The sequence below is a fragment of the Flavobacterium sp. SH_e genome (assembly GCF_025717045.1).
Classification (GTDB): domain Bacteria; phylum Bacteroidota; class Bacteroidia; order Flavobacteriales; family Flavobacteriaceae; genus Flavobacterium.
In genome coordinates this window covers 532,212-557,737 of record NZ_JAOVZN010000005.1, presented here as the reverse complement: position 1 = coordinate 557,737, position 25,526 = coordinate 532,212, and the positions used below count along the sequence as shown (strand labels likewise).

Annotated in this window: 19 protein-coding genes; 8 read left to right on the top strand and 11 right to left on the bottom strand. The window is 33.2% G+C overall.

Annotation, left to right across the window (positions count from 1 at the left end):
- Positions 1–4: 4 nt before the first annotated feature.
- Positions 5–1,126 carry a hypothetical protein gene (locus OD917_RS10295; protein ID WP_263523448.1) on the bottom strand — a complete coding sequence of 374 codons (1,122 nt, stop codon included), beginning with the start codon at positions 1,124–1,126 and terminating at the stop codon, positions 5–7.
- Between the two features lie 303 nt (positions 1,127–1,429).
- Here OD917_RS10295 and OD917_RS10290 point away from each other — a divergent pair, with 303 nt between their 5' ends.
- The 5 genes from OD917_RS10290 to OD917_RS10270 all read left to right on the top strand — a co-directional run bounded on the left by OD917_RS10290 (position 1,430) and on the right by OD917_RS10270 (position 9,904).
- A complete protein-coding gene (locus OD917_RS10290; protein ID WP_263523447.1) occupies positions 1,430–1,753 on the top strand; it encodes a DUF6660 family protein in 324 nt (107 codons plus the stop codon).
- Between the two features lie 107 nt (positions 1,754–1,860).
- Positions 1,861–4,980 (top strand): efflux RND transporter permease subunit, encoded by a 3,120-nt coding sequence (locus OD917_RS10285; protein ID WP_263523446.1) that lies wholly within the window; start codon positions 1,861–1,863, stop codon positions 4,978–4,980.
- A 38-nt stretch (positions 4,981–5,018) separates the two neighbouring features.
- A complete protein-coding gene (locus OD917_RS10280; RefSeq protein ID WP_263523445.1) occupies positions 5,019–6,266 on the top strand; it encodes a TolC family protein in 1,248 nt (415 codons plus the stop codon).
- A 2-nt stretch (positions 6,267–6,268) separates the two neighbouring features.
- Positions 6,269–7,555 (top strand): efflux RND transporter periplasmic adaptor subunit, encoded by a 1,287-nt coding sequence (locus OD917_RS10275; RefSeq protein ID WP_263523444.1) that lies wholly within the window; start codon positions 6,269–6,271, stop codon positions 7,553–7,555.
- A gap of 354 nt (positions 7,556–7,909) precedes the next feature.
- Positions 7,910–9,904 carry a heavy metal translocating P-type ATPase gene (locus OD917_RS10270; protein WP_263523443.1) on the top strand — a complete coding sequence of 665 codons (1,995 nt, stop codon included), beginning with the start codon at positions 7,910–7,912 and terminating at the stop codon, positions 9,902–9,904.
- A 4-nt stretch (positions 9,905–9,908) separates the two neighbouring features.
- Here OD917_RS10270 and OD917_RS10265 read toward each other — a convergent pair whose 3' ends face one another.
- A complete protein-coding gene (locus tag OD917_RS10265; protein ID WP_263523442.1) occupies positions 9,909–11,180 on the bottom strand; it encodes a DUF6624 domain-containing protein in 1,272 nt (423 codons plus the stop codon).
- An 83-nt stretch (positions 11,181–11,263) separates the two neighbouring features.
- A complete protein-coding gene (locus tag OD917_RS10260; RefSeq protein WP_263523441.1) occupies positions 11,264–11,914 on the bottom strand; it encodes a VOC family protein in 651 nt (216 codons plus the stop codon).
- 357 nt (positions 11,915–12,271) lie between these two features.
- On the opposite strand from OD917_RS10260, the gene OD917_RS10255 reads away from it, so the two are divergent.
- The 3 genes from OD917_RS10255 to OD917_RS10245 are packed head-to-tail and all read left to right on the top strand — an operon-like array spanning position 12,272 to position 14,351.
- A complete protein-coding gene (locus OD917_RS10255) occupies positions 12,272–13,003 on the top strand; it encodes a hypothetical protein (RefSeq protein WP_263523440.1) in 732 nt (243 codons plus the stop codon).
- A 17-nt stretch (positions 13,004–13,020) separates the two neighbouring features.
- Positions 13,021–13,935, top strand: coding sequence for a hypothetical protein (locus OD917_RS10250; RefSeq protein ID WP_263523439.1), 915 nt, complete (start codon positions 13,021–13,023; stop codon positions 13,933–13,935).
- Positions 13,932–14,351, top strand: a complete 420-nt coding sequence (locus OD917_RS10245; RefSeq protein ID WP_263523438.1) for a hypothetical protein — start codon at positions 13,932–13,934, stop codon at positions 14,349–14,351. The genes OD917_RS10250 and OD917_RS10245 overlap by 4 nt, the downstream gene beginning before the upstream one ends.
- A gap of 81 nt (positions 14,352–14,432) precedes the next feature.
- Here the strand turns inward: OD917_RS10245 and OD917_RS10240 are convergent, their stop codons facing one another.
- The 8 genes from OD917_RS10240 to OD917_RS10205 form a co-directional block, all read right to left on the bottom strand.
- Positions 14,433–15,575 (bottom strand): cytochrome-c peroxidase, encoded by a 1,143-nt coding sequence (locus tag OD917_RS10240; RefSeq protein ID WP_263523437.1) that lies wholly within the window; start codon positions 15,573–15,575, stop codon positions 14,433–14,435.
- Positions 15,576–15,777: 202 nt separating this feature from the next.
- Positions 15,778–17,244 (bottom strand): hypothetical protein, encoded by a 1,467-nt coding sequence (locus OD917_RS10235; protein WP_263523436.1) that lies wholly within the window; start codon positions 17,242–17,244, stop codon positions 15,778–15,780.
- The gene (locus tag OD917_RS10230; RefSeq protein WP_263523435.1) at positions 17,231–18,688 is read right to left on the bottom strand and encodes a RagB/SusD family nutrient uptake outer membrane protein; all 1,458 of its coding nucleotides are present in this window, start codon (positions 18,686–18,688) and stop codon (positions 17,231–17,233) included. Before OD917_RS10230 ends, OD917_RS10235 begins: the two co-directional genes overlap by 14 nt.
- A gap of 4 nt (positions 18,689–18,692) precedes the next feature.
- On the bottom strand, positions 18,693–22,052 hold the full coding sequence (locus OD917_RS10225) for a SusC/RagA family TonB-linked outer membrane protein (RefSeq protein WP_263523434.1): 3,360 nt from the start codon (positions 22,050–22,052) through the stop codon (positions 18,693–18,695).
- Between the two features lie 10 nt (positions 22,053–22,062).
- The gene (locus tag OD917_RS10220; RefSeq protein ID WP_263523433.1) at positions 22,063–23,166 is read right to left on the bottom strand and encodes a FecR family protein; all 1,104 of its coding nucleotides are present in this window, start codon (positions 23,164–23,166) and stop codon (positions 22,063–22,065) included.
- 67 nt (positions 23,167–23,233) lie between these two features.
- Complete coding sequence (locus OD917_RS10215; RefSeq protein ID WP_263523432.1) at positions 23,234–23,833, bottom strand: RNA polymerase sigma-70 factor; 600 nt, start codon at positions 23,831–23,833, stop codon at positions 23,234–23,236.
- Positions 23,834–24,056: 223 nt separating this feature from the next.
- The gene (locus tag OD917_RS10210) at positions 24,057–24,677 is read right to left on the bottom strand and encodes a hypothetical protein (protein WP_263523431.1); all 621 of its coding nucleotides are present in this window, start codon (positions 24,675–24,677) and stop codon (positions 24,057–24,059) included.
- Positions 24,678–24,898: 221 nt separating this feature from the next.
- The gene (locus OD917_RS10205; protein WP_263523430.1) at positions 24,899–25,330 is read right to left on the bottom strand and encodes a DUF1810 domain-containing protein; all 432 of its coding nucleotides are present in this window, start codon (positions 25,328–25,330) and stop codon (positions 24,899–24,901) included.
- Positions 25,331–25,526: the final 196 nt, after the last annotated feature.

Here is a 25,526-nt window from a genome sequence, read left to right as displayed (position 1 = left end):
TAAATTAAAGTCCAAAACGGTACTGAAGACTGCCTAATATTTGTGTACGAGTTCCTAAGAAACCACATTCTGCACGAAACATTACATGTTTACTGAATTGATATTGCGACCCTATGATAAAGTTCCACATGTCTTTTGGTCTTTTTTGAAGGGAATATTGAACAGATGAATCTGAGGCTGTGCTTAATGCTCCGTCCAGAGTTGCGAGGAATGTTCCTGCTCTTTCTAAAGCTCTGTCGGCAGTATTATGTTTAGCTATATTAACGGGATTTTTTTGTTCAGCGGGTGTTAAGCCATCCCACCAGTTATCTACTTTTGTTTGATTGTCTGATACTTTTTGAAGTCCGCTGTCCACTTTAGCCTGAGCACTGCTTAGATCAATAAAATCAGATAAAGGCAAATCTCCATTAGTATCTCCAGAAATATGAACTCTGAAACCTCCAACCCAAACCGCTATATTTGTGTCTGGTTTATTGAATTTGAATGTTTTTCCTAATCTCGGACCAAAAACATAGGAAAAAGCAGGTTTATCTAGCGAACTAATATCAGTCCAGGCCATGTTCATATCCAGAGCTAACCAGCCGCCGCCAATACCAATTGTAGGTGTCATACCAAGACCAAAAGTAGTAGCATCAAAATTTGCTTTGGTGCTGAAATTTGCAATTTCAGACCAATTGTTGTCTGCGTCTGGTACCCAAATACCAGCATTAATTTTTGTTGCTGTTTTGGCTTTTCCAAAAATTCCATAAATATTTAAAAAGGGAAGCAGCCATATATCAGGTCTGATAGTGAGCGCACCAGCTTCAACCGTTGATTTGTCAAATCGTACAATTTCATCTAAGTTATATTGTGGTCCATGATTAAAACCAATATTTAAATCATTAATGACAATTTCAGATTCCTGCCAAAAATAATTAACAGAAACCCCAGCAGAATAAGGAAGTTTATATCCTTTTTGAGCTACTTTTTCTCCCCAGATAGGAAGGGCATACGGGTATTCTTCTGTTTTAAGGCTGTCTTTTAACGTTTGATTTTTTTCTCCTACGATTTTATCGGTATAAACTTGACCGAAAATTTGGATGCTGAAAAATAATAAAGAGGCTGATATTAGTGTCTTACATTTCATTGATTAGAGTATTTAAAATTAATTAAACTGTGAAAAATAAATTGTACTAATGTGTGCTTAAAGAAATCTCTGTTTATTTTTTTGGCTTATAGAAAAAGTTTTTTTTGGGTTAAAATTTGGGACTTAAAAAATTGTTAATTATTGTTAAAGTTAACGAAATTTTCTTACCTCCAACAAAATTTTTTTAGAAAATAAAAAAAGCTATTAAAATAATATTCAGATCATTACAATGACTTTCTTTTTAATGATTTCAATTATTATGCAGTTCTGAATAATTTAAAAAAAAGTCTTATTTTTACAGCTGTGAAATGGATAGCAATCATATTATCAGTTTACCTACTGGCACTTTCTAATATGCCATGTGCTGATATGGAAGTAAACAGCGCTATGTATAAAACGGCACAATTTACTTCAGAAGACAATCATTCGCATGATAAAAGCAATGATTTATGTTCTCCATTTTGCGCCTGCAACTGCTGCGGTGCGCAGGTTTTAAGCTACCATTCTACAGAAAGTTTTGAATTTCCAAAGACTTTTACTCAAATTTCAATTTCTTTACCTAGTTATAATTCTGTTTTTATTTCCAATTTCTACGGAAGTATTTGGCAACCCCCTCAGATAGCGTAATGATTATGCCCATTTCAATGTTTTGAAAATGGGCGAGAGAGTTGTGGACTTTCCACACGTTTACAGGCAATTTAATTGTCTAATTTCTCACGTCATTATATATTCAAATGTTAGATAAAATCATTCAATTTAGTATACGAAACAAATTCGTTATTCTATTATTTACCCTTGTGCTGATTGCCTGGGGAAGCTATTCACTTAAAAATTTACCGCTTGACGCGTTGCCAGATGTAACCAATAATCAAGTGCAGATTATTACCACAGCGCCAACATTGGCAAGTCAGGAAGTCGAACAATTAATTACTTATCCATTAGAAAGAGCTGTAAAAACAGTTCCAAATGTGATAGAACTTCGCAGTATTTCGCGTTTCGGATTATCAGTTGTAACCGTTGTTTTTGAAGACGACGTTGATATTTACTGGGCTCGCGAGCAAATTTTTCAGCGATTAAAGCAAGCCGAAGAAAATATTCCAGATTATGTTAATTCTCCAGAATTAGCGCCAATTTCTACAGGTCTGGGAGAAATTTACCAATATGATGTTTACGCCAAAAAAGGCTACGAAAACAAATACAGTGCAGTTGAACTGCGAACCATTCAAGATTGGATTATTATTCCGCAATTGCAAGGAATTAAAGGTGTTGCCGAAGTAAGTTCTTGGGGAGGAAAACTCAAGCAATTTGAAATCGCCGTAAATCCAAATATGCTTAATAGTCTTGGTGTTACGATTACCGAAATTTTTGAGGCGCTAGAAAAGAACAATCAAAATACGGGAGGGGCTTATATTGAAAAAGATCAATATACCTATTTCATTCGCGGTGTCGGAATGGCAAAAGGCGTAAAAGATCTTGAAAATGTAGTGGTAAAAAACCGAAATGGTTCGCCAGTTTTGGTTCGAAATGTAGCGCAAGTTCGAGAAGGCATTGCATTACGTTACGGAGCTTCAACTAAAGACGGAAAAGGAGAAATCGTTTCTGGATTGGTTTTGATGCTAAAAGGAGAAAATTCAAGCGCAGTTGTAAACCGTGTTCACGAAAAAATGGCTCAAATCAACAAAAGTCTTCCAGAAGGAGTTGTTGCCGAAGCCTTTATTGATAGAGGAAAACTCGTTGACAATTCTATTAAAACAGTTGCTAAGAATTTATTAGAAGGAGCATTAATCGTAATTTTCGTCTTGATTTTGTTCCTAGGAAACCTTCGTGCAGGATTAATTGTTGCTTCTGTAATCCCCTTAGCAATGCTGTTTGCTGTGATTTTGATGAATGCTTTTGGCGTAAGCGGAAATTTGATGAGCCTTGGTGCCATAGATTTCGGAATTATAGTCGATGGTGCAGTGATTATTGTTGAAGCCACGATGCATCATCTGCAGAAATTCAAAAACAAAAAAGAATTAACGCAGGATGAAATGGATGATGAGGTTTATAATTCGGCTTCAAAAATTAGGAACAGTGCTGCTTTTGGCGAAATTATAATTCTGATCGTTTATCTGCCAATTCTGGCTCTAATTGGAACCGAAGGAAAAATGTTTAAGCCAATGGCGATGACAGTTGGTTTTGCCATTATCGGGGCATTTATTCTTTCGTTGACTTATATCCCAATGATGAGTGCTTTATTTCTTTCGAAAAAAACAGAACACAAAGAAAACTTCAGCGATAGAATGATTGCTTGGTTAGAAAGCCGATACACACCATTATTGAAAAAAGCTTTAGAATTTAGAAAAGTGGTGCTTTCTGTGGCAGTTGGATTATTCGCGCTGGCTTTTATTGTTTTCCAAAATATGGGTGGTGAATTTATCCCGACAATTGAAGAAGGCGATTTAGCTATCAACGCCACCATTATGACGGGAAGTTCGCTTACGCAGATGGTGGAAACGACGACTAAATACGAGCAGATTCTTAAAGCAAAATTTCCCGAAATTAAAACTATCGTGACCAAAATAGGAAGCGGTGAAATTCCGACCGACCCAATGCCGATTGAAAGCGGGGATTTGATTATTGTTTTGAAAGACAAAAAAGAATGGAAAGGCAAATATCATAATTGGGAAGAATTGGCGAATGCCATGAAAGAAGAAATGGAGGTAATTCCAGGTGCAAATATCGAAATCTCTCAGCCAATTCAGATGCGTTTTAATGAGTTAATGACAGGAAGTCGATCTGATATTGCAATCAAGATTTTTGGTGACGATTTAGAAATTCTGGATGCAAAAGCCACAGAATTGATTTCGAAAATAAAAGGAATCGAAGGAATTGGAGATTTAAAAGCCGATAAAGTAACGGGATTGCCACAGATTACCATCAAATACGATTATGATAAAATTGCCCTTTACGGACTGAATATTTCAGATATCAATCAAATCATTCGTTCCTCTTTTGCTGGAGAAGTTGCCGGGAAAATTTACGATGAAAGTAAAAGGTTTGATGTTGTGGTAAGAATGGACGAAAACAATCGAGGAGATATTACCGATGTAAGCAATTTGTTTATTCCGCTTCCGAATGGCCAGCAGGTGCCACTTTCTCAGGTTGCTTCTGTTGAATATGAACAAGGTCCTGTGCAAGTTATCCGCGAAGACGGAAAACGAAGAATTACTGTTGGATTAAATGTTCGTGGAAGAGATATTCAAAGTGTCGTCGAAGAAATTCAGGCAAAACTGGATAAAAACTTCAAACTTCCTGCTGGTTATTACATAACTTATGGAGGTCAATTTCAAAATTTAATTGAAGCTTCACAAAGACTTTCTGTAGCCTTGCCAATTGCTTTGGGACTGATTTTAGTTTTGCTGTATTTCACTTTTAAAAGTGTCAAACAAGCATTGCTGATTTTTAGTGCGATTCCGTTATCAGCTATCGGAGGAGTTTTTGCGCTTTCGCTGAGAGGAATGCCGTTTAGTATTTCTGCCGGAATTGGTTTTATCGCCTTATTCGGAATTGCTGTTTTAAACGGAATTGTATTGATTTCGTATTTCAATCAATTAAAATCAGAAGGCATTTTAGATCCGTTTCAGAGAATTCTTATCGGAACAAAAACACGTTTACGCCCTGTTTTAATGACCGCAGCCGTAGCTTCATTAGGATTTCTTCCAATGGCATTGTCCACAAGCGGCGGAGCAGAAGTGCAGAAACCTCTAGCAACGGTTGTAATTGGCGGACTAATCTCAGCAACTTTATTAACCTTAATCGTTTTACCGATTTTGTATTTATTGTTGGAGAAGTTTAACCGCAATGAGCGCTAAGGTTTACGCAAAGGACACAAAGAAAAATTTAAAAGAAAATGAAAAAGTTACTATATAATCTAAGAAAAATAACCTTTGCGAACTTCGCGCTTCCTTTGCGAACTTTGCGGTTAAGCATATTCTTATTGGCAGGCACAGCAACATTTGCACAGCAAACCATAAGCCTTGAAAAAGCAATAGAACTTGCAAAATCAAACAACATCGACTTAAAAATAGCCGATAAAGAAATCGAAAAACAAACCGTTCTAAAGAAAGCAGCTTTTCAGCCAGATCAGCTACAAGTACAGTATCAAGGCGGGCAGTTCAATAGTGCCGATTTTGACCATAATGTTTCGGTGCAGCAGTTTTTTCCGTTGGGAAATATCACAAAAGCCAACAGGCAATTGCAGGAAGAATTGGCAAAATTGGCTGAGAAACGAAAAGCTTTGTCTTCTTATGAAATCGAAAAAGCGGTTACATTGGCTTATTTCCAATATTTGTATGGGGTTTCAATTCAGAAACTCAATTCAGAATTGAATGATATTTATACCAAATTTTTAAAGAATGCTGAACTGCGTTTTAAAACAGGAGAAAGCGGTAACATCGAAGTCATTAGCGCCAAAGCCAAAGTAAAAGAAATTGAAACGCAGAAAGCGCAGTTAGAATACGATTTAGCGATTTATCAGAAACAATTGCAATTTTTTATTCAAACAGATGAGAATATTATTCCTGACCAAAATACGGCTTTGCAATATACTTTTATAGAAAATCAGCAAAACACAAAAGCCGAGACTTTGATAACCGATTTTTACCAACAGCAGATTTCCGTTTATCAAAAAGAAGCCGGAACTTTTAGAGCTTTAAGAACTCCAAAAGTTGGTTTGGGCTATTTTGCACAAACGATTAATACAGAATCATTGTTTCAGGGTTTTACAGCTGGATTGCAGATTCCCTTGTTTGGAGGCGTTAATACTACTAAAGCAAAAGCAGCTGAAATTAGCATTTCGCAGTCCCAATTGGCTTTAGATAAAAACAAAATGATGCTGAATCTGCAAAGGGAAGAGTTGAAAAACAACTTCGAAAAGCAACAGAAGAATCTGTCTTATTTCCAAAACGAAGGATTGTTATATGCAAACCAAATTATTGAAACTGCCCAAAAAAGTTATGCCAATGGCGATATGAGCTATTGGTCGTATATCAGCTTTTTAAATCAGGCAATTGATATTAAAAAACAATTTGCAGAGGCAACGCACAGTTATAATCAAAGTGCTATCGAACTTCAATTTCCAACCATCAAAAACAATTAAAAATGAAAAATATATTTAGAAATTTAACCGCAGATTTAACCGCAGATTTAACCGCAAAGTTCGCAAAGAAAAATCGCAATGCTCGCAAGGAAATTAAACTTAGCGTACTTTGCGGAACCTTTGCGCTCTTTGCGGTTACCTTAATAAGTTGTAACCAAAAGAAAGCAGAAGAAGCTCAGGAAGAAGAAAAATCAACGACAGAAGTTGCTCTAACCGTTTCTCAATACAAAACTGTCGGAATTGAAACTGGAATTGTAGAAGATCGAAATCTGAATAAAGTCATCAAAGCCAATGGATACACGACAGTTCCTCCACAAAATTCGGCTGAGGTTTCGACTTTGATTGGCGGAACGGTAAAAGATATTTTTGTTTTGGAAGGAACATTCGTAAACAAAGGGAAAGTTCTAGCAACAATTCAAAATCTGGAAGTTATAGGAATGCAGGAAGATTATCAGTCTTCCGTTGCGAATGTAGAATATCTTCAGTTAGAATATAACCGTCAGAAGACTTTGAGCGACGAAAATGTGAATCCGAGGAAGACTTTTCAGGAAGTAAAAGCCAAATTAGCAGCAGAAAGAGCTCGAGCGCAGGCGGCAAAAAATAAGTTGGATGCTTTGCATGTAAATACTAAAGGAACTACATCAATTGTGCCAATTGTTTCTCCAATAAATGGTTATGTTGGAAAAATAAATATTGCTAAAGGCGCTTTTGCTAATACAGGAGTTTCACTTTTTGAAGTCGTTGACAATAGTCAGATGCATTTGGATTTGAATGTGTATGAGAAAGATTTAGGTTCAATTTCGATTGGTCAAATAATTGATTTTGTATTAACGAATCAGTCGAACAAATCGATTAAAGGAAAGATTTTCGGAATCAATAAATCTTTTTCTAACGAAAGTAAAACCGTTGCTGTTCATGCTAAAATTGATCCCGCTGACGCAAAAGGTTTGATTCCAGGAATGTATGTTTCGGCAAATATTAATATTACCAATGCAACAGTTCCAGCCTTGCCAAAAGATGCAGTAGTAAAAAATGCAGACAAGTATTTTGTTTTTGTTGAAGAAGAAGAACATGCAGAAGAAAAACACGAGCACAAAGAAGGTGAAAAGGAGGAAAGCCACGAAAAAGAAATTCATTTTAAAGCGATAGAAGTAATTCCGGGAACAACTGATTTAGGTTTTACCGAAGTTAAGTTTGTAAATGAAATTCCGACCAATGCTAAAATTGTAACAAAAGGCGCTTTTTATCTGCTTTCAGCCATGAAAGGAGGAGGGGAACATTCGCATTAACAAGTGTTTTTGCCACGAAGACGCTAAGGCGCGAAGTTTTTTATATAGAGAATAAACGATCTATTTGTCATTTCGACGAAGGAGAAATCTCCGCGAGAAACTCTACAAAGATTGGATTTTAGGAACAGAGCCACTTGTGGAGATTTCTCCTTCGTCGAAATGACATAAAATAAAAAAACTTTGCGGCTCTGCGCCTTTGCGAGATTAATTCGCCACAGTTAAATAAAAACTTAGTGCCTTTGTGGCAATAAACTTTGACACAAAATGCTTAAATTTAGAACATTATTTTAATAAAGTTTTGTAAACATAAAACTTGTCCCGATAGCTATCGGGATTAAACTTGAAACTCCAAAAATGATACATCAAGATAAAGAAGTAAAAACCGCAAAAAATAAAGCTAAACCTTCCTGCTGCTGTTCACATGACGAGCCCGTGCATTCTGATAATAACGGACACGATCACGGAGATCATGAACATAGTACAAACGGCGGTCTTTTTCAATTGTTTTTACCATCGATTATATCCTTTGTTTTACTGCTGATCGGAATTGGTTTTGATAACTATTTTCCACAAGATTGGTTTACAGGATATGTTAGAATCGTTTGGTATGCAATTGCGTATCTTCCAGTTGGACTTCCAGTTTTGAGAGAAGCTTATGAAAGCATTGTAAAGGGAGATGTTTTCTCAGAGTTTTTCTTAATGTGTATTGCGACAATCGGTGCTTTTGCCATTGGAGAATATCCCGAAGGCGTTGCTGTTATGCTGTTTTATACCATTGGAGAAACTTTCCAAGGAATGGCAGTTAACAGAGCAAAAACGAGCATTAAAAGTCTGCTGGATCAGCGTCCCGATGAGGTGCATGTTTTAGAAAATAATGTTGCAGTAAAAGTCAAAGCCAAAGACGTTCAAATTGGAGCTGTTATTCAACTAAAAGCAGGAGAAAAATTAGGTTTGGATGGCGAATTATTATCAGATTCTGCTTTCGTAAATACAGCTGCTTTGACAGGCGAAAGCAAACCAGCAACCAAAAAGAAAGGAGACACTGTTTTAGCAGGAATGATAAACGGAAACACTATTGTCGAAGTAAAAGTTACAACAGCTTATAGCGATAGTAAATTGTCTAAAATTTTAGAACTGGTCCAAAACGCAACTACAAAAAAAGCGCCTGCGGAATTGTTTATCAGAAAGTTTGCTAAAATCTATACACCAATTGTAGTGTATTTGGCAATTGCAATTTGTTTGCTTCCAATGCTTTTTGTAGACAATTATGTTTTTACTGATTGGCTGTATCGAGCCTTAGTTTTCTTGGTTATCTCTTGTCCTTGTGCATTGGTTATCAGTATTCCATTGGGATATTTTGGTGGAATTGGCGCTGCAAGTAAAAACGGAATTCTGTTTAAAGGAAGTAACTTTCTAGACAGTATTTCTAAAATCCAAAATGTTGTGGTAGACAAAACAGGAACTATGACTGAAGGAGTTTTTAAAGTTCAGGAAGTCATTATAAAACCCGAATTTGATAAAGATGAAATCTTAAAACTAGTCAATGTTTTAGAAAATAAAAGTTCGCATCCTGTCGCAACGGCTATTCATAATCATGTTGGCCACGTTGATTCTTCGATAGTGTTAAATGATATTGAAGAAATTTCTGGACACGGATTAAAAGCAACTCATAACGGAAAAGAATTGCATGTTGGAAATTTTAAATTGTTAGATAAATATTCTATTTCGTATGATATTGATCCTTCTAAAATCGTTTACACCACAATTGCAATTGCATACGAAAGCAAATTTGCGGGCTATTTAACCATTGCCGATGAAATTAAGGAAGACGCAAAAGAAGCCGTTTCTAAACTAAAATCTTTAGGTGTAAAATTAACAATGCTGAGCGGAGATAAATCGAATGTTGTTCAATTTGTAGCCGATAAACTTGGAATCGCAAAAGCTTTTGGCGATTTGCTTCCAGAAGATAAAGTCAATAAAGTCAACGAAATTAAAGCTAAAAACGAAACTGTTGCTTTTGTGGGCGATGGCGTAAATGATGCACCTGTAATTGCATTAAGCACTGTGGGAATTGCGATGGGAGGTTTAGGAAGCGACGCCTCAATCGAAACTGCTGATATTGTGATTCAAGATGATAAACCAAGTAAAATTCCAATGGCAATCAATATTGGAAAACAAACCAAAAAGATTGTTTGGCAGAATATCATTTTGGCTTTTGTAGTAAAAGCTTTTGTTCTAATCCTTGGCGCAGGCGGACTTGCTACAATGTGGGAAGCTGTTTTTGCAGATGTTGGAGTGGCGTTATTGGCGATTTTGAATGCTGTGAGGATTCAGAGGATGAAGTTTTAGAGTTTCATAAAGAATCAACAATATCTTTCCATCTGTTTTCAGAATAGAATGTATTAAATTCTTTATTTGACAAGAGCACTTTTTTGTCTAAATCACCTCTTAGATAATTCAAACTTAAAAAATCTAAAGAAATACTTCTGTACTGTTCTTCATTAGTTTGATTGTAAATTTTTGCAAACAGTTCAGAAGCTTCAAAATTTTGCTCGCTTGTCATTCCGCCTAAAATCATGGACGCATTATTATAATTATCATATACTTTTTGAAACTCTTTTGCTTCGTAATACTTTTTAGCCTCATTTATTAGATTTAATGTACTTTCAGTATCTTCTTTATCTTTTTTTAATGCTTCTTCGGCTGTCGGAATCGTGTATTTAAAACCATAATTCAAAGCATAAATTTTTAAAGGAAGAAGTCCAAATTCATTTCTTCTTTTATCAGCTTCATTTTCTTTAATTATACCTCTAAAACTTGAAGCTTCACCATTTTGAGTCCAATTTACCTGCGTTCCGTAAACTTGCTTATAATTGAGATTGCATTGCACTCGGTCATACAAGAAAGCATAATTTTCCATGTCCAATTCTTTTGTTCCTTTTAATTTATCCATTTCATGCAAAGCCGCTTTTTGGAATAAAATATCCTGATCTGCGTGCTGTACAATTAGCCAGAAATTATGAGCACCATCTTTTCCTATTTCTGATATTTTTGGCCAACCGTTGTTTTTCAGAATCTCTTTTGCTGTCGAAAGATTTTTAAAATCTAAGTCGTTAATTTTCTGCTGTATTTCATTCGATAGAGTCGGATCTGAAGTTTGTATTTTCCAATATCTAATTTTCTGATCTGCAATTCCCATTGCATTGATTTGTTTTCGCAATTCTGGAAGTTTTAATTTCTTTTCATATTGCTGCTCTTTCAATTGTGCATTCTGTTTAATCGTTTGCCACTTATACGGATATTTAGCACGTAAAAATTCAAAATACGGATCTATGGAAAGTTGCTCTGCTTCAGTCCATCCTTTATTTAGAGCTATATTTAAATATTTAAAAGCTTTTGCTTCATTTTGAGCTAACGAATACATTCCTGCAGCTTTATAAGCATTTAATGCATCAGGTTCTTTAAGCAAAAACGCTTTTTCCAGTTTTAAAATAGCATTTTTATAATCTTTTTGAAGATGAAGTAAAGAAGCTTCTGCGATTAATTTTTCATATCCAAGATTGGTTTGTGCGTTAGAAACGTAAAAGCTCCAAAATAATAAGGTGAGGAAGAAGTATCTTTTCATACACTTTAAAAACTATATTATAAATATCTTTTTGCTGTGATGAAAATACAAATTATATTTTTATCTATTTGTTATAAAATAGTTTATAAATGTAATTCGATTAGATTTTCATTGTTTTCTAAGGATATTTTCACCGGATTACTTTCAGAAGGAATTTGAGTTGGATACCAATTTCTAGTTGGTTGTACCAGAATCAATAAACCTTCGTGATCGCCAATTGCTGCGAATTTTTCTGTATTTGTATTTTGTGAAAAAAAATGAAGTCCGTGTTCTTCGATTAATTGGTTTCCTAATTTTAACGGGCTTTCTGTAACAATTCCGATTTCGCTTATGCTTAAAATAGAAGCTGAGTTGAATTCACCAACTTGTTCATTGTTAAGATCATGTCTGGCAATGAATTCCAGTAAATTTCCGTTATGATCAAAGAAATAAATAGAATGCGCATTCCAGTTTTCGAAATGAGTAACTACACTTTTATCATCCAAAACAATTAAATCAACTTTGTTTTCACACCATTGAATGGCTTCTTCAAGCTGATTCTCAGGAATATTAAAAGCAAAATGGTATATGGAATTAAACTCTTGATCTTCAATAAATTTCAAAATAGAAGTTCCAGCCTGAAACGTTATCGATTTTTCATCATTTTCCAGAATGAAAAGTCCAAAAATGTTCTGATAAAATGTTTTCGTTTTTTGAATATCGTTTGTTTTGATTTGAATCTGATCTATTTTCATAACAGTAATTTTTTATAAAAGAAAAAGTTTCTTTTGAGTTATAGTCAAATTTAAGAAACGTCAATAATATCAAGGCTAAAGAGGTATTTTATGTGTCAATAAAAGGATAGTAAATAATTATTGATTGGCATTGAATGGCATTTTTAAATGTTTTATTAAAGTTACAAAAACACAAAAGATCATTGTTTTAAGATTATCGAAAAATCTTTCATTTTGAAATCATTGTTTTAAATAAAAAGCCTGATTTGAAAAATTGCCTTATTCTGATATAACTATAGCTTAAAGAAGATTTTATAACTATTTGATTAAGTTATTTTTGTGACTAATGAAACATTGAATGTATAATTGTATCTACTGATGAAAAATTTTGATAAAAATTATTTGAGGATATATATAGATATAGGAAAAAGTGAATATTCAGAAGATGAAAAGAAAAGTGCTACAGAATTATTAATAGATATTGCAAATAATTTATGTAATGATTCCAAACTGAAGTATGATATATCAGGATCTGGCTATGGAATTTCAAAAGGTGATGGTTTTATAGGTGAAAGATCTTTAAAAAATAAAATAGAAAGTAAAGGATTTAAAAATCTTTTTGGTTTTACAGTTCATTCAAATGACCATACATATAAATCAGGTTTTTCTATTTTTTCAAATGAACATGTTATAAATAGAATTGATATGTATTTTAGTTGGCCTTATGAAGATTTTAAAAGTCTAGACAAAGCAATTCAAATTATTAAAATGGTTTCTGACAAGTTAAAAATTGATTATGCATATGCTTATTCAGATGATAAAACTTTATTTGAAAATGGAGAAGGAAGAATTAAGACTTATATTTTCTCTAGCATTTTAAAAGTACCTGAACAAGAAAGAATATGGGAAGATAAGCTTTTAGAAATACTAAAAGGAACAATTAAAAAGTTGTATCCTATAAATGTTTTTAATAAAAGACAAATAGAAGGATTGGGTAATATTCAACCCGAAAAACAAATTGAGGTATCTGATGAAAATCAAATTTGGATTTTTGATCCTATAAATTTAAGAGCAGAGAATGTTAAGGTTAGAATGAAAGTAATAGATTAAATTTTAATTAAATAAACATGCAATTTTGTTTTATAAAAAGTGGATATGGAACCTATGGTGGTACATTTGATGAGCCATTTCGATGTTTTGGAAGAATAATTTCAGACAGATTTCAACAGGAGGAAATAGAATTTCCTTATAAAGAGATAGAGATTCAATTAGCTTGTTTTTCAAATAAACCAAAAGGAAAAGATAAAGAAATTTATAATGATTGGTTTAATAAACTACCAAATTATTATAGAGGTAAAAGTATGGTTAGAGTAACTCTACCTATATTTGAAACTGAAAGAATTTTAGATGATGTGTTTAAGTTAATTTATCATGGTTTTGAAATTATTTTTGCCAAGAAGAAGAAAGATGATCTTTATGATACCGAAAGGGTAAAACAAATATTATTTCTTTTAGAAAAAGAATTGCAAAATACTGATCTATGGGAATTAAATAAAAAATATGAATCACTTTTATATCAAGAAGCATTAAACCGAAGAATTGACGAAAGAAAAGAAAGAGAAAATAGAATTATCGAAAATAAAAAAGTTATTCGTGATTTACGATTTTATTATCATTTCGAAAATGTTGGTTATCGTTATTTTGATCCTTATGACAATGAAATTTGCGATGAAATTCTAGTCAAACTTCGAGAAAAAAAGTTTAAACTTCCAGATTATACCCATTTATATGTTCAGGTTTCGGATTCTTTTGAAAATGCTTTATATCAAACTGTAAGAAGTGAAAATTGGTATATATGCGGAATGGCAATTCTAGAAGATTATAAGGATTATACAAAGAAAAAAGAAACAGAAAAGAAAAGGATTGTTTTTAATTTGATACGAGAAGGTTTGAATGACATAGCAAAAATTGATAAGCTAGATTTACAAACTTTAAATGATGTTTTAGATGAAGTTGAAAATGAAATACAAATTGCAGAATGAATTTTGTAGACAAAACATTAGATAATTTGCATGAAATGACAGTGGATGATGTAATTCAATCAATGTCAAATATTTATAATGAACCGATTGATAATGGTGAATTGTTTAAATACCCACAGTTTATTAGAGATATAATTTTTATTATTAATCTTGACACGGAAATGAATATGCAAGGAGATGTTCTTCAGAATAGTATAAGAGAAGATGTTCCAAATATAATTATTGCATTACAAAACATTCGGGCTTTTAAAGATGCGGAAATATTACAGGAAATATATAATAGATATCTAAAAGATCCAGATGATGAAACGATAGATGAATTATATAGTAAAATGTATCTTTATAATGATGATTTTGATTTATGGAAATTATTAGAAATTTATGTGGAAAAAGAAATGGTAAAGTATAAAAGTTAATGAATAAAAAAGCCCATTTCATAAAGAAACGGGCTTCGTAAATTTGCAGATTGTGGGGCAAAAAGCAAATTATCAACTAACTTATTTTGGCATTTCAGGAATTATAATTCTTCTTGTTGGCGTGCTCAAAGTTTCAATAAAAGCCAATAAATCAGCGATTTCTTCTTTGTTTAAATCCAATTTTTTAAGCATTGGATCTACTTTTGGAATCAGAGAATCTCTCGCTGTTCCCAAATATTTTTTCTGTACTGGAGATGGATTTCCTAAATTGTATAGTTCTACAACATCTAATAAAGTTGGAAAATGTCCGTGATGCATCCAAGGTTTTGTGTTTACAACTTCGCGAAGTGTTGGCGTTCTGAATTTGCCAATATCCTTTACATTTTTCGTAACATTATAACGTCCGAAATCTTCATTTTTTGTTCCAAATAAAGTCTGACCGTCATTGTGAAACTGATTGTCGCTGAAATATGGCGTATTATGACAATTGATGCATTGCGCTTTGGTTCTAAACAAATGCATTCCTTTTACTTGTTGATCGGTATAAATATCTGATTTTCCGCTTACAAACTGATCAAATTTACTTTTCGGACTATTGATCGATCTTTCGAAAGTGGCAATTGCATATTGAATTCTTTCTAAAGTCACTTTTTTATCTCCAAAAGCCTCCGTAAATAAGGAATTATAGCCTTTTATTTTAGCAATTCTATCGACTGCAATTGTCAGTTTTTCGTTCATTTCCAAAGGATCTTGAACAGGAAACTGCGCCTGATCTTCCAGACTTTTTGCTCTTCCATCCCAAAATAGAGAAGTGGCATACGCCGAATTTAAAATAGTCATCGAATTGCGTTTTCCAGTTTGGCGATCATGGCCAAAAGAACGTGTCAAATTATCTGTCCAGCCTAATTCTGGATTATGGCAGGAAGCACAAGCAATTTGACCGCTTTTTGATAATCTCGGATCAAAAAACAAAATCTTTCCCAAACTTTCTTTTTCCTTAGAATACGGATTATAAGCAGGATAGGGAACAGCAGGCAAAACGCCAATATCCTGAAATTTAGATTTATCAACGTTTTCATGTAATTCGGCTGCGGGCCATTTCGAAGAATCTCCGCTGGAATACAATTTTCGTAATTCCTGAATATCGATGTAATCAGGATTTTCGACGCCTTTGTAAGCAGTTAAGCCAACAAGGAAAAGAATAGGGAAGATTAGTTTTTTCAATTTTGTTTTCGTTTTTGTTTTCGTTTTTGTTTTTTTGATTTGTTTTAAGTTTTTCGTTTCAAGTTTCAGGTTTCAAGTTGTTGCGAAACTTGAAATTTGAAACGTTTTTAGGCTCCAAAAGCTTTGTCAAAGTTTCGAACTTCGAACTTTGACAAAGCTTATTGCTAGAGACTGTAAACTGAGACTGCGACTGAACACTAAATTAAAGCGTAACTTCTTTAGGACAGTCAATGCTTAATGCAGCTGGTTTTGGATACGTTTTATTATTGTACATTCTGTATTGTGCAGAAACTGTTCCTCCAAACAGTTCATCGTTCGTAAGTTTCAATTCAAAAGAAATTTCGAATAAACCTGTACTTATTTCTTTGTATGTTCCTTCTCCAGATATTGCAATGCTGTAGCTATTTTTGTTGGTTCCTGTAATGGTAATATATTGCGGAATTACCAATACATTTCCTTCTGTTTTGCTGTTTCCCTCTGCTGGGAAAAATTCTAATGCAGACGTAATATTAAATCCAGGAGAGTTTGCGGCAGTTGTACTTTCGTTTGAAAACCATCTTTTTAAATTGAATGAATTAGTTGTGTTTGTTCCAGTTGCGACATTAAACCCTATTTTGAATGCATCATGATAAATATCGTCATCTGGATTTGCAGTGCCTTTATCACTGTATAAAATAGCATTTTGGTTATCTTTTGTTACGACAACAGGATATGTAAACGCATTGTATGTTTGCCATGCGCAAACACCGCTTTTATCAAACCAAGTTTCTCCATAAGTTAAATAATATTGGTTGCTTAAATCATAAAAATTAGAAGCTGGATTTGCATTGATATCTCTTGTCGATTTTATTGGTTTTACAATCTGCAGAATTGTATTTCCAGTTGCAGTATAATCGCCAGCATTAATTAAAGTAAGCGAAGATTCATAATAAACATCATCATTCTGGATATCATCTAAAAGAGTTAAATGATAGGTTATCGAATTTCGGTTATCTCCAAAATCATCGTGAGTTAGAGAATAATTAAATCCGTTTAAGAACTTGAATATTTGGAGATTTTCTATTTCTGAAGGGAAAAATCCGTTTGGGAAATTCACTTTAAAATCAATTGTTTCGCCAGCTTCTCCTTTAACAATATATTGTGTTACAGGGAAAGTATAATTGGTTGTTATTGCTCCTAAATCAATTTTGAAAGTATCGTTTGGATATTCTGAATTAAGGCTTCCAATGTGAATTTCAGGATCTGAAACCGTTTCTAATTTTAAACTGATACTTTGATTTTCTTTCCATCTTTTATCAAAAGAAACAAAAATCGTATCGGTCAATTTACTTCCCTGAAAAACCAATTCATTAATCGGATTTACAGTAAAACTTTCACTATCGTCAGTTGATGAAACAGCGCTGAAATTTGCTGTAACAGCATTTTTTAATGAACGCGTTGTTAAAGCAACTGGAACTTTCAATGTTTTTACGGAGCTGTTTGTGTAAGTAGATACAGGAACTAAATTTCCGTTTACCGTTGGGTATTCTAAAGGTATATTGCTGCTGCTAACTTGAAAATTAAACCTTAAATAAGGATCTATTTCAGAACCTAATTTATAATCGTCTTTAGAACAAGAAGCCAAAAGCAAGGCTATAGCTAATATGCGGAATATCTTAATAGGATTCATTTTGTTGTAAGTTTACATTAAGATTAATATTATAAGTCGGTATTGGTAACACGTATTTTAATGATGGATAAGACATAGAGCAATTGGTCGAAATACATCCGTCGATTCTTGAAACTCCTTTGTGATTGCGTGCAAGATCAAAGAATAATTGTCCTTCAAAACAAAGTTCTTTTCTTCTTTCTAAAAGAATTTTTTCTTTTAAATTATCTGTAGAAGTCAGCAAGGTTGCATTGGCGCGAGCACGAATAATATTAACATCGGCCATAGCAAGATCAGATTGATTGTTTTCTAAAGCCGCTTCGGCACGTATTAAATACATTTCGCTTAATCTGAAAGCGACATAACCTGCATTATCTTGAAATTTTTGAGTAAAACTGTATGAAACTGGGGTTAATACTCCGTTGACTAAAGTTGAAAGATTAACATTAAGAAACAGCTGTTTTCTTAAATCGTTATTTTCATAAAGATCAATTAAATCATTAGATGCTACGTAATTTGCATAACTGGTTTCGTTGTATCCAAAGTAAGAAGCCATTGAAGAAGATACATTTCCTTCTGAATCTTTAGGAATTGAAAATTCTAATAAAGCCTCAGAAATAGGCAAATCTGGCTGAGCCCATTGTGCTATTAAATCTGATGAATTTACTAATACAACTCCTGAATTTGTAATGACATCATTTGCCATTGCATAAGCATTTGTCCAGTCTTTTTGAAAAAGATATACTCTTGCTAGTAAAGCTTTTGTGCTATTTTTTCCAAAATAAGATAACGCAGAACCTTCCATTGCTGGTTGGTCTGAATAGCTTTCAAGTGCCGTTTTTAAATCATTTATAATTAAGGAATAAGTAACCGCCAATGTTTCTCTTTTAGGATATTTAAGTCCTGATTTTATAGATTCGGTATTGTATACAACGCCCAAATGTGATGCATCTGGAGTATAGCCATAATCTTGACTGTAAACCTGAGATAAAAGAAAATGGGTGTAAGCTCTAATAGTTAAAGCTTCTGCCATTATTTGTTTTTTCTCTACGTCAGTTGCATCAGTTAGAGCAGGGGTGTACTCTAATATTAAATTGGCCTGATTGATAATATCGTAACTGTCATCGTAGAAAGATTTGAAATTACTGGATTCGGCTGCATCTTCAAAAGAATATACTTCTTTAATGTTGGTTGCTGCGGTAATTTGCCCTTTATTATTTCCCGAAGAAGCTGGCGTAAACTTAATATTTCCGCCTTGCAAATCTGCATATACCGCAAAACGTTCTCCTCTTAAATTTTCTTCGACTTCTTTGTAAAGACCTTTTAAAGCTGTTAAAACCCCAGCTTTATCTTGAAGAAGTTCGTCTATAGAGGTTTGTGTTCCAGGCTCTTGTTCCAGAAAATCACTGCAGCTTTGCAATGAAAAAATCAGGATTACTATTGTTATATATTTTAAATAATTCATCGTTTTAAAATTTTGCATTAACACCAAGTGAAATTGTTCTTGCCTGAGGATAGGTAAAACTAAACTCACGAATTCCGTTCATTCCTTTCGGACTTTTTTCTTTGTACCAATACAACACATTTGTTGCATCTGCGAAAACAGAAAGTGTATCCAAGAAAATATTTTTGATAGGAACATTATAACTAAGATTGATGTTGCTTATTCTCAAATAAGTAGCATCATAAACGTATTTGCTTAAATTTGAAGTAACTGGCGATCCAGCAACTGCCGATTGAGAAACAATGTCTCCTGGATTTCTCCAATGATCATCTGCATTTACAGAAAGATTTCTGTTTGACGTATTTGAATATTTGTCGATCAAAACGTCTGAAGCAAAGAAATCACCGCCTACTTGAAAATCTCCTCTAACCGATAAAACCAAATTATTATAGAAAGTAAAATTGTTGTAAAAACCTCCGTATGCTTTAGCTTGTGTGTCTCCAATTGGTTCCCAGTCTGCTGCACTAAATAAAGTTCTGTAGGTAACAAGATCATAAATCTGACCGTTTTTAGTAACCAAATCTCTTCCTGTTGCGGGATCAACTCCAACCCATTTTATTCCCCATATTGTAGTGGTGCTGTAACCGATTTTTTGAGCCAATGCAAGTTCTGCCAAAGAATAATCGCTTCCTAAACCTTTTAAATCAGTTACTTTGCTGTCAACAGTTGAAATATTAAATGCCGTTGTCCATTTAAAAGCATTGCTTTTTATCCATTTAATTCTTGTAGAAAGCTCAAAACCTTTGTTGTACATACTTGCAGCGTTCAACTGCATTGAAGAGTAACCTGTTTCTGTAGGAATATCTCGTGTCGTGATTAAATCACTTTTGTTATCATAGTAATATTCTAAACTCAATTCAACACGATCAAAAATATTAAAGTCAATTCCGGCGTTAAATTTTGTATTCTTTTCCCAGCTTAAATCTCCGTTTGGAGCCGTTCCTGTAGTTGCTCCAGTTCCTCCGTTATAACTGTTTTGTGCTATATTGTATAAACCTTTTGATCTGTAAGAACCAATTCTAGAATTTCCTGTTGTACCATAACTTGTTTTCAGTTTTAAGAAATTGACCCAAGAATTGCGATTGAAAAATGATTCATTACTAATGATCCAGCTTGCTCCAGCACCGCCATTATTAGCAACATCCGAATCGTCGCCAAAAACAGAACTCTGATCACGACGGAAATTGGCCAAAAAGTAATAACGTTTTTTATAATTGTAATTTACTTGAGAAAATAATGAAACTCTTGAATTATAACTAATTTCACTTCCAATGGTTTGATTGCTATTAGTTTCGTCTGCTTCAGTTGCTGGATTGTCATCTCTAATGGCATTAGAAACAGGATTAATAACATACGGATTCACAAATCCGACACCAGATTGATAACGGAAATCCGTTTTATCTTGAGAAAGTTCGAAGCCAACAACACCGTCTACGGCATGATTTTCTGTAAGCTGTTTATCAAATAAAGCTTGTCCTTGCCAGTTCCATTTTTTTGCATTTCTTTCATTGATAAGTCGGCGTCCCCATCTTGGATATGTTATATTGTCTAAAGTAAAAGTACCCGCAAACTGTCCGCTTTCATTCTGAGCTGAAAAATATCGATCTTGATCTTTATCAGTATAATCCATACCAAAAAGGGTAGAAAATTTGATTGCATTACTTAATTTATAAGAAAGGCTCAAACTTCCTAAAAGGCCATAAGTCTGTGCTTCGTTTTTATTTTGCTCGATTGCAGCCAGGGGATTTCCTCGCATCATACCGCTCACTCCAAGCGTAGAGTAAGAGCCATCTTCATTATAAGGAGAAATAGTAGGCAAGTAAGCAAAAGAATAAAATATATTTGGCGCATCTTTTTGAATAAAACTTGGATTAAGCATTAAGTTAATATCCAGTTTATTAGAACTATAACCCAAATTAATTCCAGCATTTAATTGTTTGGTTGAATTGCCTAATTGCGGTTCATCAATTTTTAAATAGCTGATATTTGTGCGATAAGTGAATTTTGTAGTAGAACCAGAAACATTAAAATTGTATTTATTGTAAACCCCAGTTCTATTTAATAGTTTAAACCAGTCTGTGTTAACTCCGTTGTACTCAAGAAGGGCAGATCCTGGAGAAGTATTTTTTAAATATTCATTTCGAAGTTCAGTATATTGTTCTCCGTTCAAATATTTAATCTGATTAATAGCAGACGAAACTCCAAGCTGATTAGAGAAACCAAACTGGGTTTTTCCCTTTTTTCCTTTTTTAGTAGTAATCAAAATTACACCATTTGCTCCGTCAGCACCATAAATACCAACAGCTGCGGCATCTTTAAGAACAGAAATCGTTTCAATATTTTCTGGTGCAATTTTCATTAAAGGATTTCCGAAACTTTCTGTAAAATCGCCATTTCCGCTAAAATAGGAACTGTCAATTCCATATTCTTCGCCCATAATAACTCCGTCAATAATAATAAGCGGTTGTGTCGAAGTTCCAGTTTTTGCTCCCGTTAATGACGGTAAAGTTCCCTGACCGCGAATATTGATTTTTACAGGACCTCCAACTCCAGAAGTATTTTCGACCATAACTCCGGCAATCTGACCTGTAATCATTTTATCAATAGATTCAGAAGCTTGTTCTACAGCAATATCTTTGGCCTGTAAAGTCGAAATACTACCAACAATTTCTTCTTTTAATTTTGTGGTTCCGTAAGATGACGTAATAACAACTGGATTTAATTCGTCAGCTTCTTCTTGAAGATAAAAAACAAAATCTTTTTTCTGATCTGCTTTTTGAGATTGCGATTCCATTCCTAAAAAGCCTGCTTCAAGCACAAGATTCGGAATATTATTTCCTTTTAACTGATAAACAAATTTTCCATTAAAATCAGTTATAGCTCCCATTCCTGTTCCTTTTATACGAATTGTAGCTCCTGGAAGCGGCTGTTTGTCTTTTGCATTATAAACAGTCCCGCTAATAAATCTTTCCGTTTCCTGTGCTGTTCCAGTCGAAGAATCAGTTGAAGCAGCGTTTGTCAATAAAACCTGTTTTTTCTGAATGTAAAAAGATATGTTTTTGTCTTTTAATAACTGTGTTAAAGCGGTTTCTAAAGAGACATTATCTACATTTAAATCGGCTAATTGTTCGGCATCTATTTTTCTTGCGTTATAAATAATCCTAAAATCGCTTTGTTCTTCAATCGTTTTGATAATTAGGCTTATAGGTTTATTCTTAGTATGGATTGTAATTAATTTATTTTGTGAAAATCCTTTAAAACCAGATATGAGTATGGCTAAGAAAAACAGAATTTTTCTTAAAACGGGTTGTATCGTAAATGTCATGTTTGTTTATTTATCGAGGATTGGTAATGGTAATGGTTTTTTGTTTAATAGAATAATTAAAAGGCGTGTCGCGTTTTAGCAGATCTAAGATGTTTTCGACACTAGATTCGCTGATTTTTATTGTACCCGTAAAATTCTGTTTGGCCAAATCAGAATTTTCATTGACAATTTCAACGTCGTATGTACGCTGAATAATCTTAGCGATAATAGAGAATGGAGTATCTTTAAAAGCAAGTTCGCCTTTTGTCCAGGCAGTATAAAAGGCAGGATCAACTTCTTTTAAGATAATTTTTTTAGAATTATTCTGCCAAGTAGCCATTTGGTTTGGCTCTAACAGAATAACATTAGATGGATTAACAGCTTCAGACATTTGGATGCTTCCTTCAATTAAAGTACTATTAACTGTAGGGTTTTCAGGATAAGCGCTCACATTAAACTTAGTCCCAAGAACTTCAATATCAGCCTGATTTGCGTGTACAATAAACGGATGAGTTTTGTCTTTGGCAACTTCAAAAAATGCTTCACCAGTTAAATATACATTTCGGTTTCCGTTTACACTAAATTGCTCTGGATAACGCAAAACAGTTCCCGAATTTAAACTCACAACAGTACCATCTGAAAGTCTAAGTTTGAAACGTTTTCCGTAAGGAACATTAAGCGTATTATAAATAACTTCGTGATTTTGAACTTTACCAAAGTAGATAATTTCATTCGGGAATTTTTTAGCAACTAAATCGCCTTTGTCATTTATTAAAGTAGTCTGATTTTTTCCTGAAAGATATTCTAAACGGCCGTCGCCCAATTCCAGAACAATTTCTTTTGGAGTTTCAGATTTAGTATTAAATAAGTAAACAGAAGTTCCTAAACCCAAAGACACTAAAAACACTGCAGCATATTGTAAATATTGTCTAACGCTGTTTTTTGGCTTCATTTGAATTACAGGTGCAGTCTCAATTGATAAACCGGAAGAAAGTGTGGTTAATGCCCAGATTTTCTTAGCGTTTATAAATTGTTTTTTATTTTCTTCCGATGCTTCGATCCAATCAAAAAGTGCCTGAACTTCTTGTTCTGAAGCTTCGTTAGAAAGGTATTTATTTATTATTTCCGATGTCATATCTGCGTTTTAAAACTTCTCGCTATAGTTAGTACACCTCAGAATTAAAATACCCTACCTTTTATTCTTAATTATTATAAATAAGGATAAAAATTAAGAACAAATAATCAGACAATTTCGTTTTTAAAATCTTCAAAGCCTTTGTCATATGGGCTTCAACGGCTTTTAAAGAAATTCCTAATTCTTCGGCGATTTCTGCATTTTTTTTATTCTCAAAGCGTTTTTTAATAAAAATTTCTCTGGTTTTTGGCGGCAGATCGCTAATAGATTCCTGAATAATTCGTTCTAATTCGGTTAATTCTAAAGTGTCGAACTGAATCGAGTTTAAAACTTCGATATCCAATTCTCTTTCCTTATGGTTTAAGAGGTCATTTTTGAATTTATCCTTCACTTTATTGTGTCGAATTAAATTCAAACATTTTGATTTGGCATAAGTAAACAAGAAAGCTTGAATTCCGTTAAGAGATTCTACGTTTTCTCTGTTTTGCCATAGGTGTAGTAAGGCTTCCTGAGCAAGATTTTCAGCTTCATCTTGGTCATAAATAAACTGAATGCTGAAAGATTGGATTCTTCTAAAATACTTATCATAAAAAAACTTAAAGGCAGTTTCGTCACCATCCTTAAAAGAATGGAAAAGATCTAATTCGAAACCGGCATTATTGTTCATTTAATAAGTTTATGTTTTGGAAAAGCAATATTAAGTAAATTTTGAAAACTACTCCGTTTTGCCCAGAAAGCGGCAAATATAAAAGTTTATTTATATTAATTCTAAATAAAATAGAATTATTGAATGTTTTCAAAAAAATTATTCAGAATAGGTTTAGAAAGACCTTCTTTTAAAGAAATTTTCAATAAAAAAACTCCCAATTTAATTATTGGGAGTTTAGATTTTAATTTAGAATTAGACACACTCTCTGAGACAATTGCCTTGCTAATTGAGGTACATCGTTGTCTAAAATCGTATAAGGAATGAGTTTTCGTTTCTCAATAATCTTTTCTTTGGAGTAAATAAGATTAAAATAATCTTTTGGAGTATTGCTATTTATTTCAGCTTTTGGAATTTCTTCGTAATAGAATTGCGACTCTTTTAATGAAGGGTATTTATTTAAAAGATAATCGTTTACAGTATAAGCTTGTCCATCTTTAGTTAAATCTTCACGAAGAATTCCTGTTACGGTGGTTTTTTTAATATTACGTTTTAAACTTCTATACGTTTCTCTAGTCATCGAAAAATCCGAAGATTTTGGATTTCCTTTTTTCGATAATTGTCGAACTACAGAAAGGCGTACATAGTCTCCATTTATTTCAGTTACTTTAAAAACGAAGTACTTTTTTTCTGTGCTCTGGCTACCATTTGCTCCTCTTTGTTTGCTAAAAATATAACTTCCAAGCTGTAATTTATGTTCAGGAGTTTCCATTGTTTTCTTCCAGAGATAAGGTTTATAGACCGTTTCTCTAAAGACATAAATTACCAAGACTGCTAATATGCTTATTAAAAGTAGTTTTTTCATTAATTTTAATTTGTGCAAATATTATTTTGTTGAGATTTCTTCAAAGATTTCGCCAAAAATAGTAAAATGAGAATTTATTTTGTATTAAAGTTTGTTAAGTTTTTTTCTAAAGAATTTCATAAAAGAGCAAAGTCCGTAAAGCCTTATGTTATTACAAAAAGACTTCATGGACTTACTATAATTTTATTACAGAACTATAAATGCTATGTAGTTTGAAAGTTCTAAAGATTGCTATATAAGAGCTGAATAGTATGAAAATCAGACGAGCCATCAAAATATTTATGAAGGACTTCCTGAAAAATAGGTTCGCTGTTTTGAACACTAGCAAACAATGTCATACATGATTTTAATTTTTCTACATCGGGACTTCCAAAAATATCGTTTACTGTTTCTTCTTTTTTTATTAATTCAGATGTAATTTCTAAAAGATGTTTTCCTAAGATTGGATGCTCTAAAAAAGCAATTGCTTCATCGGCATTTTTGATTTCATAAAATTTAGAAGTATCACTAGAACCCATTCCTTTTATTTGAGGAAATATAAACCACATCCAAGGAGATTCTTTTTTACCATTTTTAATTTCGTCCAGAGCTGTTAAATACAATTTATTCTGAGCATCTAAAAAACGAAGCAGTTCATTGTTGTTGTAGGCCATTACTTACTGATGTTTATTTGGGGTATCAGGTGATAAATCTAGTCAAAATATGTTTACTTGTATATTATGAAATCCTTTTTTTAAAGACATTTTTTAACATTATAGATGGAATAGTTGATAAAATCAATCTGTTTTAAAATTTTGACAGATTAAAAGTGTATTAACAGAAAAAATCGTATTAAGAAGTTTGTTTATT